The sequence below is a fragment of the Sphingomonas sp. PL-96 genome (assembly GCF_020707215.1).
Lineage (GTDB): Bacteria > Pseudomonadota > Alphaproteobacteria > Sphingomonadales > Sphingomonadaceae > Sphingomonas.
In genome coordinates, this window is record NZ_JAJFET010000006.1 from 168,896 (window position 1) to 188,429 (window position 19,534).

Annotated in this window: 26 protein-coding genes; 15 read left to right on the forward strand and 11 right to left on the reverse strand. The window is 68.1% G+C overall.

Annotated features, from left to right (window positions below; translation table 11 throughout):
• Positions 1–24: 24 nt before the first annotated feature.
• From nrdR to rpiB, 4 genes are all read right to left on the reverse strand, one after another.
• The gene (gene nrdR, locus LK533_RS12445) at positions 25–486 is read right to left on the reverse strand and encodes a transcriptional regulator NrdR (RefSeq protein ID WP_229363320.1); all 462 of its coding nucleotides are present in this window, start codon (positions 484–486) and stop codon (positions 25–27) included.
• On the reverse strand, positions 487–654 hold the full coding sequence (locus LK533_RS12450; protein WP_229363321.1) for a hypothetical protein: 168 nt from the start codon (positions 652–654) through the stop codon (positions 487–489).
• A 2-nt stretch (positions 655–656) separates the two neighbouring features.
• Positions 657–1,964: a serine hydroxymethyltransferase gene (gene glyA / locus LK533_RS12455; protein ID WP_229363323.1), complete on the reverse strand. Its 1,308-nt coding sequence runs from the start codon at positions 1,962–1,964 to the stop codon at positions 657–659.
• A gap of 252 nt (positions 1,965–2,216) precedes the next feature.
• A complete protein-coding gene (rpiB, locus tag LK533_RS12460; RefSeq protein WP_229363324.1) occupies positions 2,217–2,663 on the reverse strand; it encodes a ribose 5-phosphate isomerase B in 447 nt (148 codons plus the stop codon).
• A gap of 89 nt (positions 2,664–2,752) precedes the next feature.
• Between rpiB and LK533_RS12465 the strand changes: the two genes are divergently transcribed.
• The 4 genes from LK533_RS12465 to LK533_RS12480 all read left to right on the forward strand — a co-directional run bounded on the left by LK533_RS12465 (position 2,753) and on the right by LK533_RS12480 (position 7,105).
• Positions 2,753–3,244, forward strand: coding sequence for a hypothetical protein (locus LK533_RS12465; RefSeq protein ID WP_229363325.1), 492 nt, complete (start codon positions 2,753–2,755; stop codon positions 3,242–3,244).
• A gap of 72 nt (positions 3,245–3,316) precedes the next feature.
• Positions 3,317–6,187, forward strand: a complete 2,871-nt coding sequence (gene ileS, locus LK533_RS12470; protein WP_229363326.1) for an isoleucine--tRNA ligase — start codon at positions 3,317–3,319, stop codon at positions 6,185–6,187.
• Positions 6,187–6,702, forward strand: coding sequence for a signal peptidase II (gene lspA, locus LK533_RS12475; protein ID WP_229363327.1), 516 nt, complete (start codon positions 6,187–6,189; stop codon positions 6,700–6,702). Before ileS ends, lspA begins: the two co-directional genes overlap by 1 nt.
• The gene (locus LK533_RS12480; protein WP_229363328.1) at positions 6,695–7,105 is read left to right on the forward strand and encodes a DUF3035 domain-containing protein; all 411 of its coding nucleotides are present in this window, start codon (positions 6,695–6,697) and stop codon (positions 7,103–7,105) included. Before lspA ends, LK533_RS12480 begins: the two co-directional genes overlap by 8 nt.
• 292 nt (positions 7,106–7,397) lie before the next feature.
• Here LK533_RS12480 and LK533_RS12485 read toward each other — a convergent pair whose 3' ends face one another.
• From LK533_RS12485 to LK533_RS12500, 4 genes are all read right to left on the reverse strand, one after another.
• Entirely contained in the window at positions 7,398–8,210 is an 813-nt protein-coding gene (locus tag LK533_RS12485) for a TorF family putative porin (RefSeq protein WP_229363329.1), read from the reverse strand.
• A gap of 167 nt (positions 8,211–8,377) precedes the next feature.
• Complete coding sequence (locus LK533_RS12490) at positions 8,378–8,839, reverse strand: RidA family protein (protein WP_229363330.1); 462 nt, start codon at positions 8,837–8,839, stop codon at positions 8,378–8,380.
• A 32-nt stretch (positions 8,840–8,871) separates the two neighbouring features.
• On the reverse strand, positions 8,872–9,498 hold the full coding sequence (locus tag LK533_RS12495; protein ID WP_229363332.1) for an HAD family hydrolase: 627 nt from the start codon (positions 9,496–9,498) through the stop codon (positions 8,872–8,874).
• A complete protein-coding gene (locus LK533_RS12500; RefSeq protein ID WP_229363333.1) occupies positions 9,498–9,770 on the reverse strand; it encodes a DUF3572 domain-containing protein in 273 nt (90 codons plus the stop codon). Before LK533_RS12500 ends, LK533_RS12495 begins: the two co-directional genes overlap by 1 nt.
• Positions 9,771–9,809: 39 nt before the next feature.
• Between LK533_RS12500 and LK533_RS12505 the strand changes: the two genes are divergently transcribed.
• On the forward strand, positions 9,810–10,214 hold the full coding sequence (locus tag LK533_RS12505; protein ID WP_229363421.1) for a response regulator: 405 nt from the start codon (positions 9,810–9,812) through the stop codon (positions 10,212–10,214).
• Positions 10,215–10,245: 31 nt separating this feature from the next.
• Here LK533_RS12505 and rpmG read toward each other — a convergent pair whose 3' ends face one another.
• On the reverse strand, positions 10,246–10,413 hold the full coding sequence (gene rpmG / locus LK533_RS12510) for a 50S ribosomal protein L33 (RefSeq protein ID WP_125959110.1): 168 nt from the start codon (positions 10,411–10,413) through the stop codon (positions 10,246–10,248).
• 217 nt (positions 10,414–10,630) lie between these two features.
• On the opposite strand from rpmG, the gene LK533_RS12515 reads away from it, so the two are divergent.
• The 6 genes from LK533_RS12515 to LK533_RS12540 all read left to right on the forward strand — a co-directional run bounded on the left by LK533_RS12515 (position 10,631) and on the right by LK533_RS12540 (position 14,577).
• Positions 10,631–10,936: a hypothetical protein gene (locus tag LK533_RS12515; RefSeq protein WP_229363335.1), complete on the forward strand. Its 306-nt coding sequence runs from the start codon at positions 10,631–10,633 to the stop codon at positions 10,934–10,936.
• A 14-nt stretch (positions 10,937–10,950) separates the two neighbouring features.
• Complete coding sequence (locus LK533_RS12520) at positions 10,951–11,520, forward strand: hypothetical protein (RefSeq protein WP_229363337.1); 570 nt, start codon at positions 10,951–10,953, stop codon at positions 11,518–11,520.
• A gap of 86 nt (positions 11,521–11,606) precedes the next feature.
• A complete protein-coding gene (locus LK533_RS12525; protein ID WP_229363339.1) occupies positions 11,607–12,104 on the forward strand; it encodes a Dps family protein in 498 nt (165 codons plus the stop codon).
• A 73-nt stretch (positions 12,105–12,177) separates the two neighbouring features.
• On the forward strand, positions 12,178–12,363 hold the full coding sequence (locus LK533_RS12530; RefSeq protein WP_229363341.1) for a DUF1328 family protein: 186 nt from the start codon (positions 12,178–12,180) through the stop codon (positions 12,361–12,363).
• A 52-nt stretch (positions 12,364–12,415) separates the two neighbouring features.
• Entirely contained in the window at positions 12,416–12,919 is a 504-nt protein-coding gene (locus LK533_RS12535) for a DUF6265 family protein (protein ID WP_229363343.1), read from the forward strand.
• Positions 12,920–12,960: 41 nt separating this feature from the next.
• Positions 12,961–14,577, forward strand: coding sequence for a cisplatin damage response ATP-dependent DNA ligase (locus tag LK533_RS12540; RefSeq protein WP_229363345.1), 1,617 nt, complete (start codon positions 12,961–12,963; stop codon positions 14,575–14,577).
• Between the two features lie 193 nt (positions 14,578–14,770).
• Here LK533_RS12540 and LK533_RS12545 read toward each other — a convergent pair whose 3' ends face one another.
• Both LK533_RS12545 and LK533_RS17980 read right to left on the reverse strand, forming a co-directional pair.
• Positions 14,771–15,565 carry a glutaminyl-peptide cyclotransferase gene (locus tag LK533_RS12545; protein WP_229363347.1) on the reverse strand — a complete coding sequence of 265 codons (795 nt, stop codon included), beginning with the start codon at positions 15,563–15,565 and terminating at the stop codon, positions 14,771–14,773.
• Positions 15,566–15,622: 57 nt separating this feature from the next.
• Positions 15,623–16,444, reverse strand: a complete 822-nt coding sequence (locus LK533_RS17980; protein WP_324255296.1) for a cold-shock protein — start codon at positions 16,442–16,444, stop codon at positions 15,623–15,625.
• Positions 16,445–16,798: 354 nt separating this feature from the next.
• Here LK533_RS17980 and LK533_RS12560 point away from each other — a divergent pair, with 354 nt between their 5' ends.
• The 4 genes from LK533_RS12560 (at position 16,799) to lptB (ending at position 19,529) form a co-directional block, all read left to right on the forward strand.
• Complete coding sequence (locus tag LK533_RS12560; RefSeq protein WP_229363348.1) at positions 16,799–17,419, forward strand: ribonuclease D; 621 nt, start codon at positions 16,799–16,801, stop codon at positions 17,417–17,419.
• A gap of 9 nt (positions 17,420–17,428) precedes the next feature.
• Positions 17,429–18,067 carry an LPS export ABC transporter periplasmic protein LptC gene (gene lptC / locus LK533_RS12565; protein WP_229363349.1) on the forward strand — a complete coding sequence of 213 codons (639 nt, stop codon included), beginning with the start codon at positions 17,429–17,431 and terminating at the stop codon, positions 18,065–18,067.
• 6 nt (positions 18,068–18,073) lie between these two features.
• Positions 18,074–18,622, forward strand: coding sequence for an LptA/OstA family protein (locus LK533_RS12570; protein ID WP_229363350.1), 549 nt, complete (start codon positions 18,074–18,076; stop codon positions 18,620–18,622).
• Between the two features lie 124 nt (positions 18,623–18,746).
• The gene (lptB, locus tag LK533_RS12575; RefSeq protein ID WP_420705857.1) at positions 18,747–19,529 is read left to right on the forward strand and encodes an LPS export ABC transporter ATP-binding protein; all 783 of its coding nucleotides are present in this window, start codon (positions 18,747–18,749) and stop codon (positions 19,527–19,529) included.
• Positions 19,530–19,534 lie beyond the last annotated feature (5 nt).

A 19,534-nucleotide genomic window follows, 5' to 3' on the forward strand; every position in this document is an offset into this window, starting at 1 on the left:
TGGCGGGCCAGCGGTTGAGGAGTGTTACTCCCGCCCCACCTCGGCCACGTTCCCCGCAAATTCCTCAAAGTCGCGCGCCTCGCGGAAGTCCTTGTAGACGCTCGCGAACCGGATGTACGCGACTGAATCGAGGCCCTTGAGCGCCTCCATGATCATCTCGCCGATGCGCTGGGCGGGGATTTCCGTGTCGCCGGTGGTCTCCAGCTGGCGCTGGATGCCCGACACCAGACGCTCGATCTGGGCCTGTTCGACCGGGCGCTTGCGGGTCGCGATCGCGACCGAGCGGAGCAGCTTTTCGCGATCGAACGGCTCGCGGCGGCTCTCGCTCTTCAGCACCCACAGCTCGCGCAGCTGGATGCGCTCGAACGTGGTGAAGCGCGCGGCGCAGGCCTCGCACTGGCGGCGGCGGCGGATCGCCGCCCCATCGTCGGTGGGGCGGCTGTCCTTTACCTGGCTCGCATCATGTCCGCAGAAGGGGCAGCGCATTCAGGCCTGCTTCTTGCCCTTGTAATAGGCATAGCCCGCACCCGCAGCGGCACCGAGGACCGAGCCGACGAAAGGCAGCGGAATGGCGACCACGGCGCCCAATGCGGCCCACTTCGCCATGCTCTTGCCCAGCGACTTCTTGGGCATGTCGTTCGGATAGTCGGTCATGATCAGCCTCCGTAGATCGGGAACCGTGCGCACAACGCACGAACCCGCTCGCGGACCCCGGCCTCGACCTGCGCATCGCCGGCTTCACCCTTGGCGGCGAGGCCGTCGAGCACGTCGGCGACCATGTTGCCGACCTCGCGGAACTCGGCCGTGCCGAAGCCGCGGGTGGTACCCGCCGGCGAACCGACGCGAATGCCGCTGGTCTTGACCGGGGGCAGCGGGTCGAAGGGGATACCGTTCTTGTTGCAGGTGATGCCCGAACGCTCCAGCGCCTCGTCCGCGTCGCGGCCGGTGACGCCCAGCGGGGAGAGGTCGATCAGTGCCAGATGCGTGTCGGTGCCGCCCGACACGATGTCGCTGCCGCGCTCCTTGAGGGTCGCGGCGAGCACCTTGGCGTTCTCCACCACCGCAGCGATGTAGCTCTTGAACTCCGGCTGCAGCGCCTCGCCAAAGGCGACCGCCTTGGCGGCGATCACGTGCATCAGCGGCCCGCCCTGAAGACCCGGGAACACCGCCGAGTTGATCTTCTTGGCAATGGCCTCGTCGTTGGTCAGCACCATGCCGCCACGCGGCCCGCGCAGCGTCTTGTGGGTGGTGGTGGTGACGACATGGGCATGGCCGAACGGGGTCGGGTGGAGTCCTGCGGCAACGATGCCGGCGAAATGCGCCATGTCGACCATGAACTTGGCGCCGACCTCGTCCGCGATCGCGCGGAAGCGGGCGAAGTCGATGTGACGCGGATAGGCGGAGCCACCGGCGATGATCAGCGTCGGCTTGTGCTCCTTGGCCAGCTGCTCGACCTGGTCATAGTCGATCAGATGGTCTTCGCGGCGCACGCCATATTGCACGGCGTTGAACCACTTGCCCGACATCGCCGCCTTGGCGCCGTGGGTCAGGTGGCCGCCGGCATCCAGGCTCATGCCCAGGATGGTGTCGCCGGGCTTGGTCAGCGCCAGCATCACCGCGCCATTGGCCTGCGCGCCCGAATGCGGCTGCACATTGGCAAAGCCGCAGCCGAAGATCTGCTTGGCGCGATCGATCGCCAGCGTCTCGACCTCGTCGGACGGGGCGCAGCCCTGGTAATAGCGCTTGCCCGGATAGCCCTCGGCGTACTTGTTCGTGAACACCGAGCCCTGCGCCTCGAGCACCGCCTTGGAGACGATGTTCTCGCTGGCGATCAGTTCGATCTGGGTCTGCTCGCGCTCGAGCTCATGCGCGACGCCGGCGAAGATGGCCGGGTCTGCATCGGCCAGGGTGCGGGTGAAGAAACCGTCGGGCTGGACCTGATGGGTCTGCGGATTGCTGCTCATGAATGCGCCTCCTGGGGCTCGGGCTGGCCGGTCGCGCGAGCCTTTAGGACGCCGTGCGCGCGAACGCTACCCGTTGTTGGGGCCGTATGTTGCTTCGTCCGTGCATGTCCGTTTGCCTCGAGAAGCCGTCGAGCTTGTCGAGACGGCGTGCCGAGAGGTGGGCGGCTCTCTCGATACGGGCTCTCGACAAGCTCGATCCCTACTCGAGACAAACGGGGTTGAGGAGCGGCGTGGGGAGGTGCCCGGAAGGCCTCAGTCCAGCGTCGGCTGGCTCAGCTTGTCCACCCGCCGCTGGTGGCGCTCGCCACCAAAGGGCGTGGCGAGGAACGCCTCGATGCAGGCCTTGGCCATTTCGATGCCGACCAGCCGTGCGCCCATCGCCAGGACATTGGCGTCATTGTGCTCGCGGGCGAGCCGTGCCGACAGCGGCTCGTTGACCAGCGCGCAGCGGCAGCGGGCGTGGCGGTTGACCGCGATCGAGATGCCGATGCCCGATCCGCACAGTGCGACCCCGAACTCTGCCTCGCCCGTGCTCACTGCCCGCGCGAGCGCATAGCCATAGTCGGGATAGTCGACGCTCGCCTCGCCCTCCGGCCCCAGGTCGACCACCTCGTGCCCGGCTTCGCGCAGCCAGGCGACGAGCGCTGCCTTCAGCGACACGGCGGCGTGATCGGAAGCAAGGGCGATGCGATGGGACATGGTGAAAGCCTTGGCAAACTGGGTCGGCTGCTGCCTAGCCGTGTGCGCCTGCGAACGCTAGACAGGCGGCACAACGCGGGAGGAACGCGATGCGCGCTACGATCTTTGTGACGATGCTGGTGATGCTGGCAGGATGCGAACAGCGGGCCGAGCGGCGCGCCGAAGGGGAAGCCGTGGAGCGCGCGGTGCACAACAGCAGCCTTGCCGCCACCGAGACGCCGGCTCCTGAACCGACTCCCACACCGACGCCCACGCCGTCCGTCACGCCGACACCTGCTGCCACCAGCGCCGCGACCGCCGACGCCTGGATCGGGCGGTGGCGCGGGGTGGAGGGCCTGTTCCTCGACATCGCCGCCGATCCGGAGCGCGGACCCCGCCATTATACGGTCGCGATGCAGTATACGCTCGACGACAAGGGCAGCTTCGACGGCGTGGCGGAGGGCGACACCATCCGCTTCACCCGTCCGGACGGCGCGCACACGTTGCGCGCGACCGATGGCGATGCCACCGGTTTGAAGTGGCTGGCAGGCAAGAAGGACTGCCTGACCGTGTCGCTGGGCGAGGGCTATTGCCGCGACTGATCGCGGCTGGGACGGCGGCCTGACACTTCGCGCTTCACCCCCGGCCCCGCATCCTCTAATCGGCGCGGTTCCATGACCGACGAACCGAACGCGAAGCGCGACTGGCGCGACACCGTCTTCCTGCCGAAGACCGACTTCCCGATGAAGGCCGGCCTTGCCGCCAAGGAACCGGCGATCCTCGATCGCTGGGCGCGCATCGGGCTGTACGACCGCCTGCGCCGCGAGCGCGCGGGCCGCGAGCGGTTCATCCTCCACGACGGCCCGCCCTACGCCAATGGCGACATCCACATGGGCCATGCGATGAACAAGGTCCTCAAGGACATCATCGTCCGTTCGCAGACGCTGATGGGCAAGGACGCGCCCTATGTTCCCGGCTGGGACTGCCACGGCCTTCCGATCGAGTGGAAGATCGAGGAACAGTATCGCGCCAAGAAGCGGTCCAAGGACGAGGTGCCCCCGGCCGAGTTCCGCGCCGAATGCCGCGCCTATGCCGCGCATTGGGTCGACGTGCAGAAGGGCCAGTTCCAGCGGCTGGGCGTGCTCGGCGACTGGGAAGACCCGTACCTCACCATGAAGTTCGAGGCCGAGGCGACGATTGCGGGCGAGCTGCTCAAGTTCGCCGAGTCGGGCCAGCTCTATCGCGGCGCGAAGCCGGTCATGTGGAGCCCGGTCGAAAAGACCGCGCTCGCCGAGGCCGAGGTCGAGTATGAAGACATCGTCTCCACCCAGATCGACGTCGCGTTCGAGATCGTCGAGGCGCCCAACGCGCCCGAGCTGGTCGGTGCGCATGCGGTGATCTGGACGACCACGCCGTGGACGATCCCGGTGAACCAGGCTTTGGCTTATGGCCCGGAGATCGAGTACGCGCTTGTAGAACTCGGCCGCATCCGCGTCCTCGTCGCAGTTCCGCTCGTCGAAGCATTCTTGACGCGGCTGAGCGGCGGAACGCTGCCTGCCCGGAAGGACCGTCTTGGCGTCGAGCCCGGTCTGAAATGGGGTGACATCTTCAAAAGCTTCACCGGCGCGCAACTCGCCGGCGCCGTTGTCCGCCACCCGATGCACGCGCTCGGCGGCTTCTTCGCCAAGCCGCGGCCGATGCTGCCGGGCGACTTCGTCACCACCGACGCGGGTACCGGCCTCGTCCACATGGCGCCGGACCATGGCGAGGACGACTTCGCGCTGTGCAAGGCGTACGGCATCGACCCCGTGTTCGCGGTCACCGGCGACGGCAAGTATCGCGACGACTGGGCGTGGCTCGGCGGCCAGGGCAGCGTCATCAACCCCAAGTTCACCGCGTCCGGTAACGGCGCGAAGCTGGAGGAAGGGCCAATCTGCCGCGACCTGCGCGAAGCGGGCGCGCTGCTCGCCGCGTCGGACGACTTCCGCCACAGCTATCCGCATTCGTGGCGCTCCAAGGCCAAGGTGATCTTCCGCGCGACGCCGCAGTGGTTCATCCCGATGGACCAGAGCGCGGCGGACACGGTGGAGCAGGGCGCCGAGACCGCCGCCGGCAACGGTGCCACCCTGCGCGAACTCGCGCTCGACGCGATCGCGCAGACCCGCTTCGTGCCGGAAAAGGGTCGCAATCGCATCGCCTCGATGGTGTCGGGACGTCCCGACTGGGTGATCAGCCGCCAGCGCGCCTGGGGCGTGCCGATCGCGCTCTACGTCCATCGCCAGACCGGTGCATACCTGCGCGACCCGGCGGTGAACGCGCGCATCCTCGACGCCTTCCGCACCGGCGGCGCGGATGCCTGGTTCGCGGCCGACCACCAGGCGCTGCTCGGCCCTGACTATGCGCTCGCCGACTATGAAGTCGTCACCGACATCCTCGACGTGTGGTTCGACTCGGGCTCGACCCACGCCTTCGTGGTCGAGGCGCGCTACGGCGCCGGCACCCGCGCGAACCTGTACCTGGAGGGGTCGGACCAGCATCGCGGCTGGTTCCAGTCGTCGCTGCTGGAAAGCTGCGGCACCCGCGGCCGCGCGCCGTACGACGCGGTGCTGACCCACGGCTTCGCGCTCGACGGCAACGGGCGCAAGATGTCCAAGAGCCTGGGCAACGTCGTCGATCCGCTGAAGGTGATCGGCGAGTCGGGCGCCGACATCCTGCGGCTGTGGATTGCGCAGACCGATTATTTCGAGGACGTGCGTATCGGCAAGGAGGTGCTGGCGGGCACCGGCGACACCTATCGCAAGCTGCGCAACACCTTCCGCTATCTGCTCGGCGCGCTCGACGGCTTTACCGACGCGGAGCGGGTCGCGGTCGCCGACATGCCCGAGCTGGAGCGCTACGTGCTCCACCTGCTCGGCAAGCTTGACGTCGAGCTGCGCGCAGCGGCCGAGGCGTACGAGTTCAACCGCTATGCGCGCGCGCTGACCGATTTCGCCAACGAGGATCTGTCGGCGTTCTTCTTCGATATCCGCAAGGACTCGCTCTATTGCGACGCCGCGGACGATCCCAAGCGCCGCGCCTATCGCACCGTGCTCGACCTGCTGTTCCACGCGCTGGTCCGCTATGCCGCGCCGATCCTGGCCTTCACGGCCGAGGAAGTGTGGCAGGCGCGCTATCCGAGCGAGGACGGTTCGGTCCACCTGCTCGAATGGCCCGAGCTGCCGGCGCTGCCCGCCGACGACGCGGTTGCCACCAGCTGGGACGACGTCCGACGTCTCCGCGAGCGGGTCACTGAGGCGATCGAGCCGCTGCGCCGCGAAAAGATCGTGCGCTCCAGCCTGGAGGCGGATGTGACCGTGCCAGAGCTTCCGCTCGCCGAAAGCGCGTTGACGGAGGCGTTCATCGTGGCGTCGGTGGCCAAGGGCTCGGAGGACGGCGTGGGCGTCGCCCGCACGCACAAGCTCAAATGCGGTCGCTGCTGGCGTCACCTGCCGGAAGTTGCAGAGGACGATGCGCTGTGCCACCGCTGTGCAGAGGTAGTATCCTGATGCAACGCACCCGCTTTCACGGCTTCCTGCTCGCAGGGCTGATCTTCATCGTCGACCAGCTGGTGAAGTTCGTCGTCACCGGTCCGCTGGGCGTGGCCCGGCCGGGCGACGAGCGCATCCTGCTGCCGATCTTCGACCTCCGCTTCGTGCCGAACGTCGGCGTGTCGCTGGGGCTGCTTCCGGCCGACAGCAGCGTGATGCGCTGGCTGCTGGTGCTGCTCACTGCCGCGATCGCGTGCGGCGTCGCGTGGTGGATGCTGCGCGAAAAGAGCCGGCCCGACCTGTTCGCGCTTGGGCTGGTGCTGGGCGGTGCGCTCGGCAACATCCTCGACCGGGTGCGGTTCGGCTATGTGGTCGACTTCCTCGACCTGCACTTCGGGACGTGGCGCCCGTTCCTGATCTTCAACGTCGCCGATGCCGCCATCACCATCGGCGTGCTGATCCTGCTTGTCCGCGCGGTGCTGGTGCGCGACAAGCCTGCCGAAACGCCCGCTGGGGAGAAGGTAAATGCGTAAAATTCATGCCGCCGCGAGCGTTGCGCTCGCCCTTGCCCTCGCGGGCTGCGGCTCGTCGGGGGGGCTCAACCGTGCCCGTCCGGACGAGTTCGCCGTCGCGCGTCAGGCGCCGCTGGTGATCCCGCCCGATTTCGCGCTGGTGCCGCCGCAGCCGGGCGCGCCGCGTCCGCAGGAAGCCGGCGCTTCCACCCAGGCGCTCCAGGCGATGTTCGGCGGCGAAGCCCAGCGCAGCGCCGGCGAGCGCGCCGCGCTCCAGCAGGCCGGCGGCACTGCCGCGGCCGATGCTGGCGTCCGCTCGGCCGTCGCCGATCCGGACACGGCGGTGGTCGACAAGGGCTCGACCACCCAGCAGATCATCGCGGCGCCGGAAGGCGACGGCCAGGCCGCGCGCACCACGCCGTAAGCGGTTCGGCAGCCGGAAACGGAAAAGGGCCGCGACGCGAGTCGCGGCCCTTTTTATGTGCCCGTCACACCTGCCCTGTGACCGGCGAAGGGCGACATCTTTGCGCAGCCTGTTTCCGTGCTCCTGCGGAGGCAGGAGCCCAGGGCGTCATACGCGGTCGGCTGTTCTGCTTCGCCCTGGATTCCTGCCTCCGCAGGGTTGCGGCAGCTTTAGCGGCGGTTGTAGCGCCTACGGAGAGGCCTTGTCGGACAGGCGGCCAGGGCCACGCGCGACAACGCCCGTGGCCCCGTCCTCAGAACGCTGCGGTCAGCGACACCACCACCGTGCTCGCCGCGATCGGGCTGCCGTCCTTGGTCTTCGCAAAGCCGGAGCCGAGATAGGCCGACTCGCGGCGGCTGATGTCGGTGTCGACATAGGCGACGCCCAGCGTCAGCTGCTTCCACGTCGCATCCACGCCCAGCAGCCAGTCGAAATATTCACCGGTTGGCGCCAGGCTGGTACCGTTCGGCCCCAGGCCCGGATTGCCGTGCGAATAGCCGATATGCGCCTTTGCCGTCAGCGGCGTCGTGGGAATGCCGACCGTGCCATCGCCCGACAGATAGAGATTGTCGCCGCGGTCGCCGTCGGGATGCGCCATGAAGTTGCCAAGCGACGTCTGCTTGGGCGCGTAGAACACGCCTGCGGTGAGGTTCGCCGGACCTGCAGTGCCGGACAGCTTGCCATAGAGCTCGACGACATCGGTCTCGTCCGCCCCGCCGGGATAGGTGTACCAGGTCACGCCGACGTCGACCGCGCCGTTGCCGACCTCTCCCTTGTACCCCGCGATCAGGTCCAGCTCGAGGTTGGCGCCGCCGAACGTGCCCCAGCCGGCCAGGTTCGAGCCCCAGGTGCCGATATAGAAGCCGCTTTCATGTGCGATGGTGAGGCCGCCCTGGACCGCCACCTGCTTGTCGCTCTGGGAGACGCCGCGAAAGCGATAGTCGGACGCGACGGTCGCGCTGCCGCTGACGGTGATGGGTTCGGGCGGATCGGTTTCCTGCGCCCAGGCTGGCGCAAGGCTAGTGATGGCAGCAAAGACAGAAAGAAGTAACTTGGAGAAACGCATCGCAACCTCCCTGAGGTGATGGTTCTCCTCCTGCTTGCGGCCTGGGACGTCGTGCGCGTCCCCTGTGCCGCGACACCAAGGTGCCGCTGGCAGGGGCGGCGCACAACGTCTGTTTCCGGGATGTTACATTTTGCAGGGCGTAGTTGCGCTGCAGCAACAACGTGCGGTCAGCGGACTTCCAGGATCGCGTCCACTTCCACCACGGCACCCAGCGGCAGGACGGGCACGCCGACCGCGCTGCGGGCGTGCTTGCCGGCGTCGCCGAACACCGCGACCATCAGCTCCGACGCGCCGTTGGCGACCTTGGGCTGGTCGGTGAAGCTGCCTGCGCTGTTGACGAACACGCCAAGCTTCACGACCCGGCCCACGCGGTCGAGGGTGCCGAGCGCCTTTTCCGCCTGTGCCAGCAGCATCAGCGCGCAGCGACGCGCTGCCTCCACGCCATAGTCCAGGTCGCGGTCCTCACCCAGGCGGCCGGTCATCAGCGCGCCGTCCTGGAACGGCAGCTGTCCCGAGATGTGGAGGAGGCCGCCCGCCTCGACGGCGGGCACATAGGCGGCGACCGGCGCCGCCGCTTCGGGGAGGGTGAGGCCGAGTTCGGCCAGCTTTGCAGGGATGTCAGTTGCCATAGAAAGGGTCATCCCGCGGGGCTGGACAAGGGTCAAGCCTCTGCCGGCACCCCCGCGTCGAACCGCCGGCCGATCCACGCCGCCGCCTCGCGCCAGTCGTCGATCCGCGCGTGGGCGGCGGGCGCAGGGGCGACGTGCGACGCCAGCTGCGGTTCGGCGATCATGTGCAGCCGGTGAACGCCGGGCACATGCTCCGCGACCGATTCGTGGTGGCTGGGCAGATCGTCCACGAACACGGTGACCGGATTGCCATGCTCAGCCACCAGCCGGGCGACCGCTGCGCCCTTGGGCCCCTGGTTGCATTCGACCCGGTGCTCGATGCCGTGGGTGGAAAGCTGGGCAATCCGCGACTCGCGGCAATGATCGCGCAGATTGGTCAGGATGACGATGTCGGCCCGCTCGGCAAGCAGCGCCAGCGCCGTGTCCGCATGCGGAACCAGGGTCTGCCGTTCCAGCTCGGCCGGAAAGAAGCCGTCGACCATCGACCACATCGTCTCGCGCGTAACCGGCGCACCGCCGTCGCGGTGGCGCATCGCGGTCTCGAAGCTCGGTTCGTCCATGCGCAGGTCGATGTCGTGATGTTCGCCAAGCCAGTCGCCGAAGTGGCGCACCATGTGGAGAAGGACTTCGTCGCAATCGGTAATCAGCAGTGGCTTCATCATTGCTCCAGAACGCGGCGTGCGCGGGTCAGCTGCTCCGGCGTCACCTGCAGCGCCTCCGCGCAGGCGATCAGGTCGGGCTCATGGTTTTCGAGAAAGCCGATCACCGCCGCCAGAAAGGCCGGCGTACCGGCGCTGGCGCGCAGATCATCGGGCGTGATGCCGGTGATGTCGAGGAAGCGGCGCGCCCGCTCCGAATCGGCGAGCACCCAGCTCAGCGCGCCGAGTGCCAGCGTGGCGGCGGCTTCGGCATTTGTTTCGTCGGGCGGCATGCCCTACATCCCCTGGCATCAATGAAGCGGGCCTGGGACGTGACAAAAAGGGTGCTCGTTGTCGAGGACAACGAACTCAATCTGAAGCTGTTTTGCGACCTGCTGCGCGCACACGGGTTCGCGACCGAGCCGGTGCGCGACGGGCGCGAGGCGGTGGCACGGGCGCGCGCGTTCGTGCCGGACCTGATCATCACCGACATCCAGCTGCCGCACATGACGGGACTGGAGCTGATCGGGCGTCTGAAGCTGGATGCAAAGCTGCGGCACATCCCGATCATGGCGGTGACCGCCTATGTGGGACGTGAGGACGAGGAGCGGATTCGCGCAGCCGGCGCGAATGCCTATGTCACCAAGCCGATCTCGGTGGTGCGCTTCGTCGAGGAGGTGCGGGCGCTGCTGCCGCGTCAGGCCGAGGGATCGGCGGACGCGGCGCTGGCCGGCTGAGGCCGCTCCGTCGTGGGGAGCGGCAGGCCGATTACTTGATCTTGGCTTCCTTGAACTCGACGTGCTTGCGCACGATCGGGTCATACTTGCGGAAGCTGAACTTCTCGGTCTGGGTGCGCGGGTTCTTCTTGGTGACATAGAAGAAGCCGGTGTCGGCCGTGCTGACGAGCTTGATCTTGACGGTGGTCGGCTTTGCCATGACCCTGAAATCCTTCGGTTCGCGGTACCGGACAGCGTGGAAAAAACAAAAAAGCGGCGCGCGCAAACCGCGGCCGCCCACAGGCTGGGCCGCATGCGTCACTCGCCCGCAGATGTCAAGGCCGAGACGGTGCTTGCGTGTACTGGCACTCCTGTTTCATCGTTCCTTCACGCAAAGACGGCACATTGCCGCAGCACCCAAGGAGAGGGCCCAAGCGATGATCGAGGCAGGTGTCGGCACGCCCATCGAATTCCAGCACGGCCTGGCGGCGCTTCGCCTGAGCGGCAGCCCGGTTCGCCAGCTCGCCGCGGAGGTCGAGGGGATTCGTCGCCTGGCCGCGGCGCAGGGGCTGGTGGCGGCGACGCCGGTGATCCGCGCGATCGACTCGGCGCTGGCGCGCGGCGAGTGCGGCCCGTTGCTGCAGGGGCTGGTCTCGATCCTTGAGGATGCGCTGGCCCAGCGTGGCGCGGGCGACTCGGGCTCGGTCTATGCCGCGGCCTGTTCGGTGCGACTCGCCGGCTGAACGCCGGACCGCGGATGGAGACACTGGTTCCTGCCTTCGTCGCGGTGCTGCTCACCCAGGTCTTTGATCCGCCGGCCCGGCTCGCAGCCGTGCTCGGCGACCGGTTCGGCGCCAGAGGAAGCGTGATTCTCGGCCTGGTGGTGGCGCAAGGTGCCGGCTTCGCGCTGGCAGCGGCCGGCGGCGCGCTGCTGGCACCGGGCATGAGCCCCAATGCGCGCGCGCTGCTGCTGGCGCTCGCGCTGGTATTCGCGGGGGCGGGCGGCTTTCTCCGGTCCAGGCTCGCCGACCGGCTTGCGGGCTGGCGCATTGGCAGCTTCGCAACCACGCTGCTCGGCATTTTCATCCTCGCATTCGGCGACCGCAGCCAGTTCCTGGTGGTCGGGTTCGCCGCCTGGGGCGCCAGCCCGGTGCTTGCCGCGATCGGCGCAGGCGTGGCGGCGGTGGCAGTCGGGGGCGTGGCCGTGTCGCTGGGCGAGCGGACGTGGTGTGGCTGGCCCGGACGCGACGCGGCGCGGATCGGGGTTGCCACGGTGCTGCTCGTCACCGGAGCCGTGCTTGCCCTGCGGGCACTGCGGCTCGGCTAGGCGGGGTTTTTTGACGGCTGCCCTTGAACGGGAGCGATTCGGGGCAGAATTCGTTGCCCTACCGAACCATACACCCGGAGGACTCCATGGCCGACACGAACCCGGCGCTCGACACCCCCACCGACCTGAACAGCAACAAGGTCCGCTCCGTCGCGGACGCGCTGAACGGCACGCTGGCGGATTGTTTCGCGCTCTACCTCAAGACCAAGAACTTCCACTGGCATGTGTCGGGCCCGCACTTTCGCGACTATCACCTGATGCTCGACGATCAGGCGGCGCAGATCCTGGCCATCACCGACGTGATCGCGGAGCGGGTTCGCAAGACCGGCGGTACCACGCTGCGCTCGATCGGCGACATCGCGCGCCGCCAGCAGCTGGCCGATGACGACCGCGACTTCGTGGCGCCGGGCGAGATGCTGACCATCCTGCGCGACGACAATCTCAAGCTGGTCGAATCGATGCGCGCCGCGCGCGAAGCTGCCGAGGGGGCGGGCGACACCGCCACCAGCAGCCTGGCCGACGAGTGGATCGACCAGGCCGAGGAGCGTGCCTGGTTCCTGTTCGAAGCCGGCCGCCGCAGCTGAGCGCGCTAGGCCGGCCGATGGAACGATCGGCCGGCCCGCTCGGTTGAGGGCTCAGGCAACAGGAGGAGACATCATGCTGCGTTGGGCCATCATCTTTCTGATCGCGGGGCTTGTGCTCGGCGTTCTCGGCTTTGGCGGGATCGGCGGCGCGTTCGTCGATATCGCAAAGGTCCTGTTCTACATCGCGGTCGCGATCTTTGTCGTGCTGCTGGTGCTCGGGCTGCTTGCCGGCAGGGGCATCAAGAAGGCGATAGACTAGCCCGCATTCCGATCTATTCTCCCCGCCGGTTATGCCGGCGGGGAGAGGCGCTGTGGGGCTGACGGAAATCGTCGCGGGCTTGCTGGTGCTGGCCGCAGCCGATCCGCAGACCCGGGCGGCCCTTCCTGGAACGCCGCCGCCGCACGCCCGCATCGCCGATCTCGCATGGCTCCAGGGCGAGTGGCACGGGGACGGCTACGGCGGCCCCGCGACCGAAGTCTACTCGGCGCCGCAAGCAGGCGGCATCGCCGGCCATTTCCTGCAGGAGGACGGCAAGGGCGCAGTCCTCTTTTACGAGCTGCTGCAGATCGTGCCACGCGGTCAGACGCTGGTCTACCGCCTGCGCCACTTCAACGCTGACCTGACGGGCTGGGAAGACGCCAAGGGCGGCAAGGCAGTCGAGTTCCCGCTGGTGGCGGTCGAGGACAATCGCTTCTTCTTCGACGGATTGACCCTGGTGCGGGAGGGGCCGGACACATTCACCGTCTGGGTGAAGATCGCCGAGGACGGCAAAGCTGCGCAGGACGTGCCGTTCCGGTACCGCCGCATTCGCTGAGCGTCGCGCAACCAAGCGCCGGGCCGGCGGGTTGATCGATCATGCGTGCGTTCGCCGACCTGCTCGACCGGTTGATCTACACCCGGTCGCGCAATGCCAAGCTCCGCCTGATCGGCGATTATCTGCGGACCACGCCGGACCCCGACCGCGGCTGGGCGATCGCGGCGCTGACCGGCGACCTCGATCTGCCCGCGGTGAAGCCCGCCATCATCCGCCAGATGATCGAGGCGCGTGTCGACCCCGTCCTGTTCGGCATGAGCCGCGACTTCGTCGGGGACACTGCGGAAACGGTGGCGCTGCTCTGGCCCGAGCCGGTCGCCGGGAGCGCGGCTGCGCGCGAGGCAGGGCCGCTGCCTTTGGGCGAGGTGGTCGACACGCTGGCGGCGCTGTCGCGCGGCGATGCGCCGGCGGTGCTTGCGGCCATGCTCGACCGGCTGGACTCGGACGAACGTTTCGCGCTGCTGAAGCTCGCGACCGGCGGGCTGCGCGCCGGCGTCTCGGCCCGCCTCGCGAAAACCGCGCTCGCGCAGGCGTTCGGGCTGGACGTGGATGCGGTGGAGGAGGTCTGGCATGGCCTCACGCCTCCCTATGGCCCGCTGTTCGCATGGGGGCAGGGGCAGGCGCCGCAGCCCCACAGCGCCGAGCTGCCCGTGTTCCGGCCGTTCATGCTCGCCCATCCGCTCGACGACGGGCGAGTCGACCTCGCCGACTATGCCGCGGAGTGGAAATGGGACGGGATCCGCGTGCAGCTGGTCCATGCCGGCGGCGAGACTCGCCTCTACAGCCGTGCCGGTGACGACATCACCGGCAGCTTTCCAGAGGTTGCGGAGGCGTTTCGCACGCCTGGCGTGCTCGATGGCGAGCTGCTGGTGAAGGGCGAGGCGCAGGGTCATGCGCTGGGCGGCGCCGATGGTGCCGCAAGCTTCAACGCGCTCCAGCAACGGCTGGGGCGCAAGACCGTGTCGAAGCGCATGCTGGCCGACTATCCGGCGTTCGTCCGCCTCTACGACATTCTGTTCGACGGAACGCAGGACCTGCGCGCGCTGCCCTGGACCGAGCGGCGGGCGGCACTCGAACGGTTCGCGGGTGCGCTGGACCCCGACCGGTTCGACGTCTCCCAGTTGATCGAGGCGCCTGATTTCACCGCGCTGGAGGCGATCCGCGAGGGCGCGCGCGACGCCGCGATCGAAGGCGTCATGCTCAAGCGCCGCGACAGCCCTTATGTGGCGGGCCGGCGCGTGGGGCTGTGGTACAAGTGGAAGCGCGATCCGCTCACCGCCGATTGCGTGATGATGTACGCCCAGCGCGGCAACGGGAAGCGGTCGTCCTTCTATTCGGACTATACCTTCGGCTGCTGGACCGGCGACCCGGCCGAGGGCGGCGAATTGCTGCCGGTAGGCAAGGCCTATTCGGGCTTCACCGACGAGGAGCTGAAATGGCTCGACCGGTTCGTGCGCACCAGCACGGTGCAGCGCTTCGGCCCGGTACGCGAGGTCGAGAAGACGCTGGTGCTGGAAGTCGCGTTCGATTCGATCCATGCCTCGAAACGCCACAAGTCGGGTCTGGCGATGCGGTTCCCCCGGATTGCGCGCATCCGTCGCGACAAGCCGGCGGCGGAGGCGGACCGGATCGACACGCTGCTGGGGATGGCGACGTGAGCTTCCCCTCCGTTCCGGCTGGTGCCGCAAGGATCTGGCACAACCGTTCGTGCTGAGTAGGGGCTGAGCTTGTCGAAGCCCCGTATCGAAGCATCCGTGGCGGTACTTCGATCCGCGATTTCGACTTCGCCCAATGGCTACTCAGGACAATGGGCGGGGTTCGCTCGCAACCTAGTGCGATGCGAAGAATCGCCTATTCCGCCTCCAGTGCGATCTCGAACACGGTAGGCCACAGTTTGCCGGTCACGAACAGGCGGCGCTTCACCGGGTCCCAGGCGATGCCGTTGGCCACGGCTTCCGGATCGGCCGCCCCGATCTCCGCCACCAGCGTGGAGAGGTCGACCAGCCCGGTCACGGCTCCGCTCGCCGGATCGATGCGGATCAGATAGTTGCGGTGCCAGACGTTGGCGAAGATCGCGCCGTCGATCACCTCCAGCTCGTTGACGTTGCGGACGGGCCGGCCGTTGGCGGTGACGGTCAGCTCGCGCCGCACGGCGAAGCTCTTCGGGTCGCGGAAGCGCAGAACGGCTGAGCCGTCCGACTGGACCAATGCCTGTCCGTCGCTCGCCAGGCCCCAGCCTTCGCCGCTGTAGCGGAAGCTGCCGAGGTGCTTGAGCGTGGCGGCATCCCAGCGATGGCCGATGCCGGTGGTCCAGGTCAGGCTGACCAGCGTGTTGCCCCATAGCCCGAGCCCCTCGCCAAACTGGCTGGCGGGCAGCGTCGCGCGGGCGAGCAGCTTGCCGTCCTCCAGCCGCACCCGGCGGACCTCCGAACGGCCCTCCAGCCCGATGCTCTCGTAGAGCGCGCCGTCATGCCACAGCAGGCCTTCGGTGAAGGCCGACGGATCATGCGGGTATCGCGCGACGATCCGCGCGGTGATCGGATAAACGGGCGCCGGGGCAGGCGCGGGTACAGGCGCCGTCTGCCCGATCGCGGCAACGGGGGCAGGGGCGCCCGAAACCAGTGTCGCCGCGATGGCAAGGACCATCGCGGCGACACGGTTGCGGAACCGCCTGGCCGACGGGCGGCCGGACGGCATTCCGGATCAGCCCTTGGGCTGGAGGTTCACGGCGGCGTGCTTGCCGCGGCGGTCCACCTCAAGCTCGAATTCGAGCTTGTCGCCCTCGTTGAGCGTGGGCATGCCCGCGCGCTCGACGGCCGAGATGTGAACAAACGCGTCCGGCTGGCCATCGTCGCGCTGAATGAAGCCGAAGCCCTTCATCGCGTTGAAGAACTTGACCGTGCCTGAAGCACGCTCGCCGGTCAGCTGACGCTGCGGGCCGCCCATGCCGCCGCCACGCGGGCCGGCATCACGGTCGCGCGGTGCACCGCCGCCGCCTTCGGTCACCGGCATCGGCTCGCCGTCGATCTTCAGCTCGGTGGCCGAGATGCGGCCGCCGCGATCGACCAGGGTGAAGCCGAGCGGCTGGCCCTCGGCCAGACCGGTCAGGCCTGCCTGCTCGACTGCGGAAATGTGAACAAACACGTCCTCGCCGCCGTCGTCGCGCACGATGAAGCCGAAGCCCTTCTGCCCGTTGAAGAACTTCACGACACCCGTGGCTTCGCCAACGACCTGCGGGGGCATGCCGCGGCCACCGCCGCCGCCACCACCACGGAAGCCGCCACCGCCGCCGCCACCGCCGAAGCGATCCCCGCCGCCGAAGCCGCCGCCACCACCGCCGAAGCGATCGCCGCCGCCGAAGCCGCCGCCACCGCCGCCGAAGCGATCGCCGCCGCCGCCGTAGCTGCTGCCGCCGCCGAAGCCGCCGCGGTCGCTATAGCCGCCGTAGCTCTCGTCGCCAAAACTGTCGCGCTTGTCCTTGCCGCGCCCGCCGCGATCTCCGCGGCGCCCTCGATCGAAACTCATTGCCCTGTTCGTCTTCCCGGCTCGCCCAAATCCTCACCATCAGAACCCAAGCGTCGGACGAATGACGCAGGTCTCTGGGCGCACAGGCAGATGCGCCACGTCGCCACCATAGCCGAAACGCCCCAAGGCGAAAACCTTTTCGACATTTTTGCGGCAATGGGTGCACGATCGGGCCTGAACCGTGGCGGAGACGGCACAGCTTGGCTCTTTGAACCGGTATTTCTACCGATCGGCTGGCGACTGCAAGCGCCCTTGGACCGCGTCCCTGCCGCGCGGCCGCTCGAATCGGGATTGCCGACTCGAAGAAAACTTCCGGCCATTGAGCCCGCCCCATGAAGCGTCTAGGCGTGGCACATGGCTGTATACCTGCACGAAGAAGACCTGCCCGCCGACGTGTTCGCGCCGGGCGCCGACGTTGCCGTCGATACCGAAACCATGGGGCTGCACACCCACCGCGACCGGCTGTGCGTGGTGCAGATCTCCGACGGGCGGGGCGACGAGCACCTGGTCCGCTTCGCAGCCGGCAGCGATTATGCAGCGCCCAACCTGCGCGCCGTGCTGGGTGATCCCGACCGTGTGAAGCTCTATCACTTCGCCCGCTTCGACCTGGCGGCGATCCGCCACTATCTCGAAACCGTCGCCGCGCCGGTGTATTGCACCAAGGTCGCCTCCAAGCTGGTGCGCACCTACACCGACCGGCACGGGCTGAAGGAACTGGTGCGCGAACTGCTGGGCCAGGAAATCTCGAAGGCGCAGCAGTCGTCGGACTGGGGCGCGCCGGTGCTGAGCGATGCGCAGAAGGAATATGCCGCGTCGGACGTGCGCTACCTGCACGCGATGCGCGAGGAACTCGACCGCCGCCTGGCACGCGAAGGCCGCAGTGCGCTGGCCAAGGCCTGCTTCGACTTCCTGCCGCATCGCGCTGATCTCGACCTCGCCGGCTGGCCCGAAGTCGACATCTTCGCACATATGTAAGGGTCGCCCATGTCGGAGATTGCCCGCCGCGAACGGACCGAGCGCCAGCGATGGGCGCTTCCCGGCAGTCGCCATGACCGGCTGATCCGGCTGTCGCTGGTCGCGTTGCCGGTGGGGATCGGGATCCTGGCGGCGTTTCTGGTACTGGCACCGCTGTTCATGCGCGGCGACGTCAGCTTCGTGCTCGACAAGAACAAGGTGGAGGTCGCCAAGGAGCGGCTGCGTATCCAGTCCGCGCGCTATTCGGGTCAGGATAGCAAGGGCCAGCCGTTCGCGCTGACCGCGGGTTCCGCCGTCCAGAAGAGCTCGGCCGAGCCGATCGTGCAGCTCGACAAGCTCGCGGCCGAGATCCAGCTGCGGGACGGCCCCGCCAGGCTCAACGCCAACCACGGCCGCTATGACCTGGACAGCGAGCAGATGGCGATCGACGGGCCGATCGCGTTCCGGGCCGCCGACGGCTATCGGCTCGACACGCGCGACGCGACGGTCGATCTGAAGACTCGCAAGCTGCGCAGCGGGGGTGCGGCCGACGGCACCACGCCGCTTGGAACTTTCAGCGGCGACCGGCTTTCGGCCGACCTGGAGGCGCGAACCGTGCGTCTGGACGGCAATGCCCGCTTGCGCATTCAGCCCGGGCGAACGAAGTAGGCAGCCATGAACCGTGTTTCGCACCTCCTGCTCGTCGCGGCACCCGTAGTACTGCTGGTGGCGCATGCCGCCTCGGGACAGGTGAGTCACAATTCCAGCGCGCCGATCGACTTCAGCGCGCAGTCGATCGAGCTGCAGGACCGTGCCAACCGTGCGATCCTGACCGGGGGCGTGACCATCCGACAGGCCACCATGACGCTGACCGCGAACCGCGTGACTGTCGCCTATACGGGCCAGGTGGCCTCCGGATCGCCACAGGCATCGCGGCTGGACGCCGCCGGTGGTGTCACGGTCACCCGCCCGGATCAAACCGCCAAGTCGAACTTCGCCGTCTATGACGTCAATCGCCGCGTCGTGACGATGATCGGCAATGTGACGCTGACGCAAGGAACCAACCGGCTGAACGGCGGACGCCTGTCGATCGACCTCGACACGGGCCGTGCGACCATCGACGGGTCGGGCGTGGCGAGCGGCAGCAGCAGCGGGTCGGCCGGCGGCGTGACGCAACAGGGCGGTCGCGTGAGCGGCAGCTTTTCGGTCCCCAAGCGCAACTGACGCACGGCCAGGCGAAGGGGGGCGGTGTGCCCCCTTTCCCTGCGCCCCAGAATCATGCACCACCCTTGCCAGCTGCGTGCGTGTCCCGGGCCCTGACCCGCGGCATGCCAGCAGGGAGCCCCAGATGGACGATGTGACCACCCTCGCCAGCCCGACCACGGCACCCCAAGCGGAGCCGACGATGGCGCATGGCCTGTCGGTCGTGTCGATCGCCAAATCCTATGACAAGCGCGTGGTGCTGTCGGACGTGTCCATGTCGGTCGGCCGCGGCGAGGTCGTCGGCCTGCTCGGCCCCAATGGCGCGGGCAAGACGACGAGCTTCTATTCGGTCATGGGTCTGGTGAAGCCGGATGCCGGGCGCATCATGCTCGACGGCGACGATATCACCAGCCTGCCGATGTACCGCCGCGCGATCCTGGGTCTGGGCTATCTGCCGCAGGAAACCTCGATCTTTCGGGGTCTTACGGTCGAGAAGAACATCCTGGCGGTGCTCGAACTCGCCGAGCCGGATGCAAAGGCGCGCGGCGCGCGGCTGGAACGGCTGCTCGACGAGTTCGGCCTCACCCGGCTGCGTGATGCGCCGGCGATGGCACTGTCGGGCGGCGAGCGGCGGCGCGCCGAGATCGCGCGCGCGCTTGCGGCCGATCCGTCGATCATGCTGCTCGACGAGCCGTTCGCGGGCATCGATCCGATCTCGATCGCCGATATCCGCGACCTGGTCGGGCAGTTGAAGCAGCGCGGCATCGGCGTGCTGATCACCGACCATAATGTGCGCGAGACGCTCGACATCGTCGACCGCGCCTACATCATCTACGATGGCCGCGTGCTGTTCACCGGCTCGCCCGAAGAACTGGTGGCCGACGCCAACGTCCGCCGCCTGTATCTGGGCGAGGGCTTCTCGCTTTAGAGCCA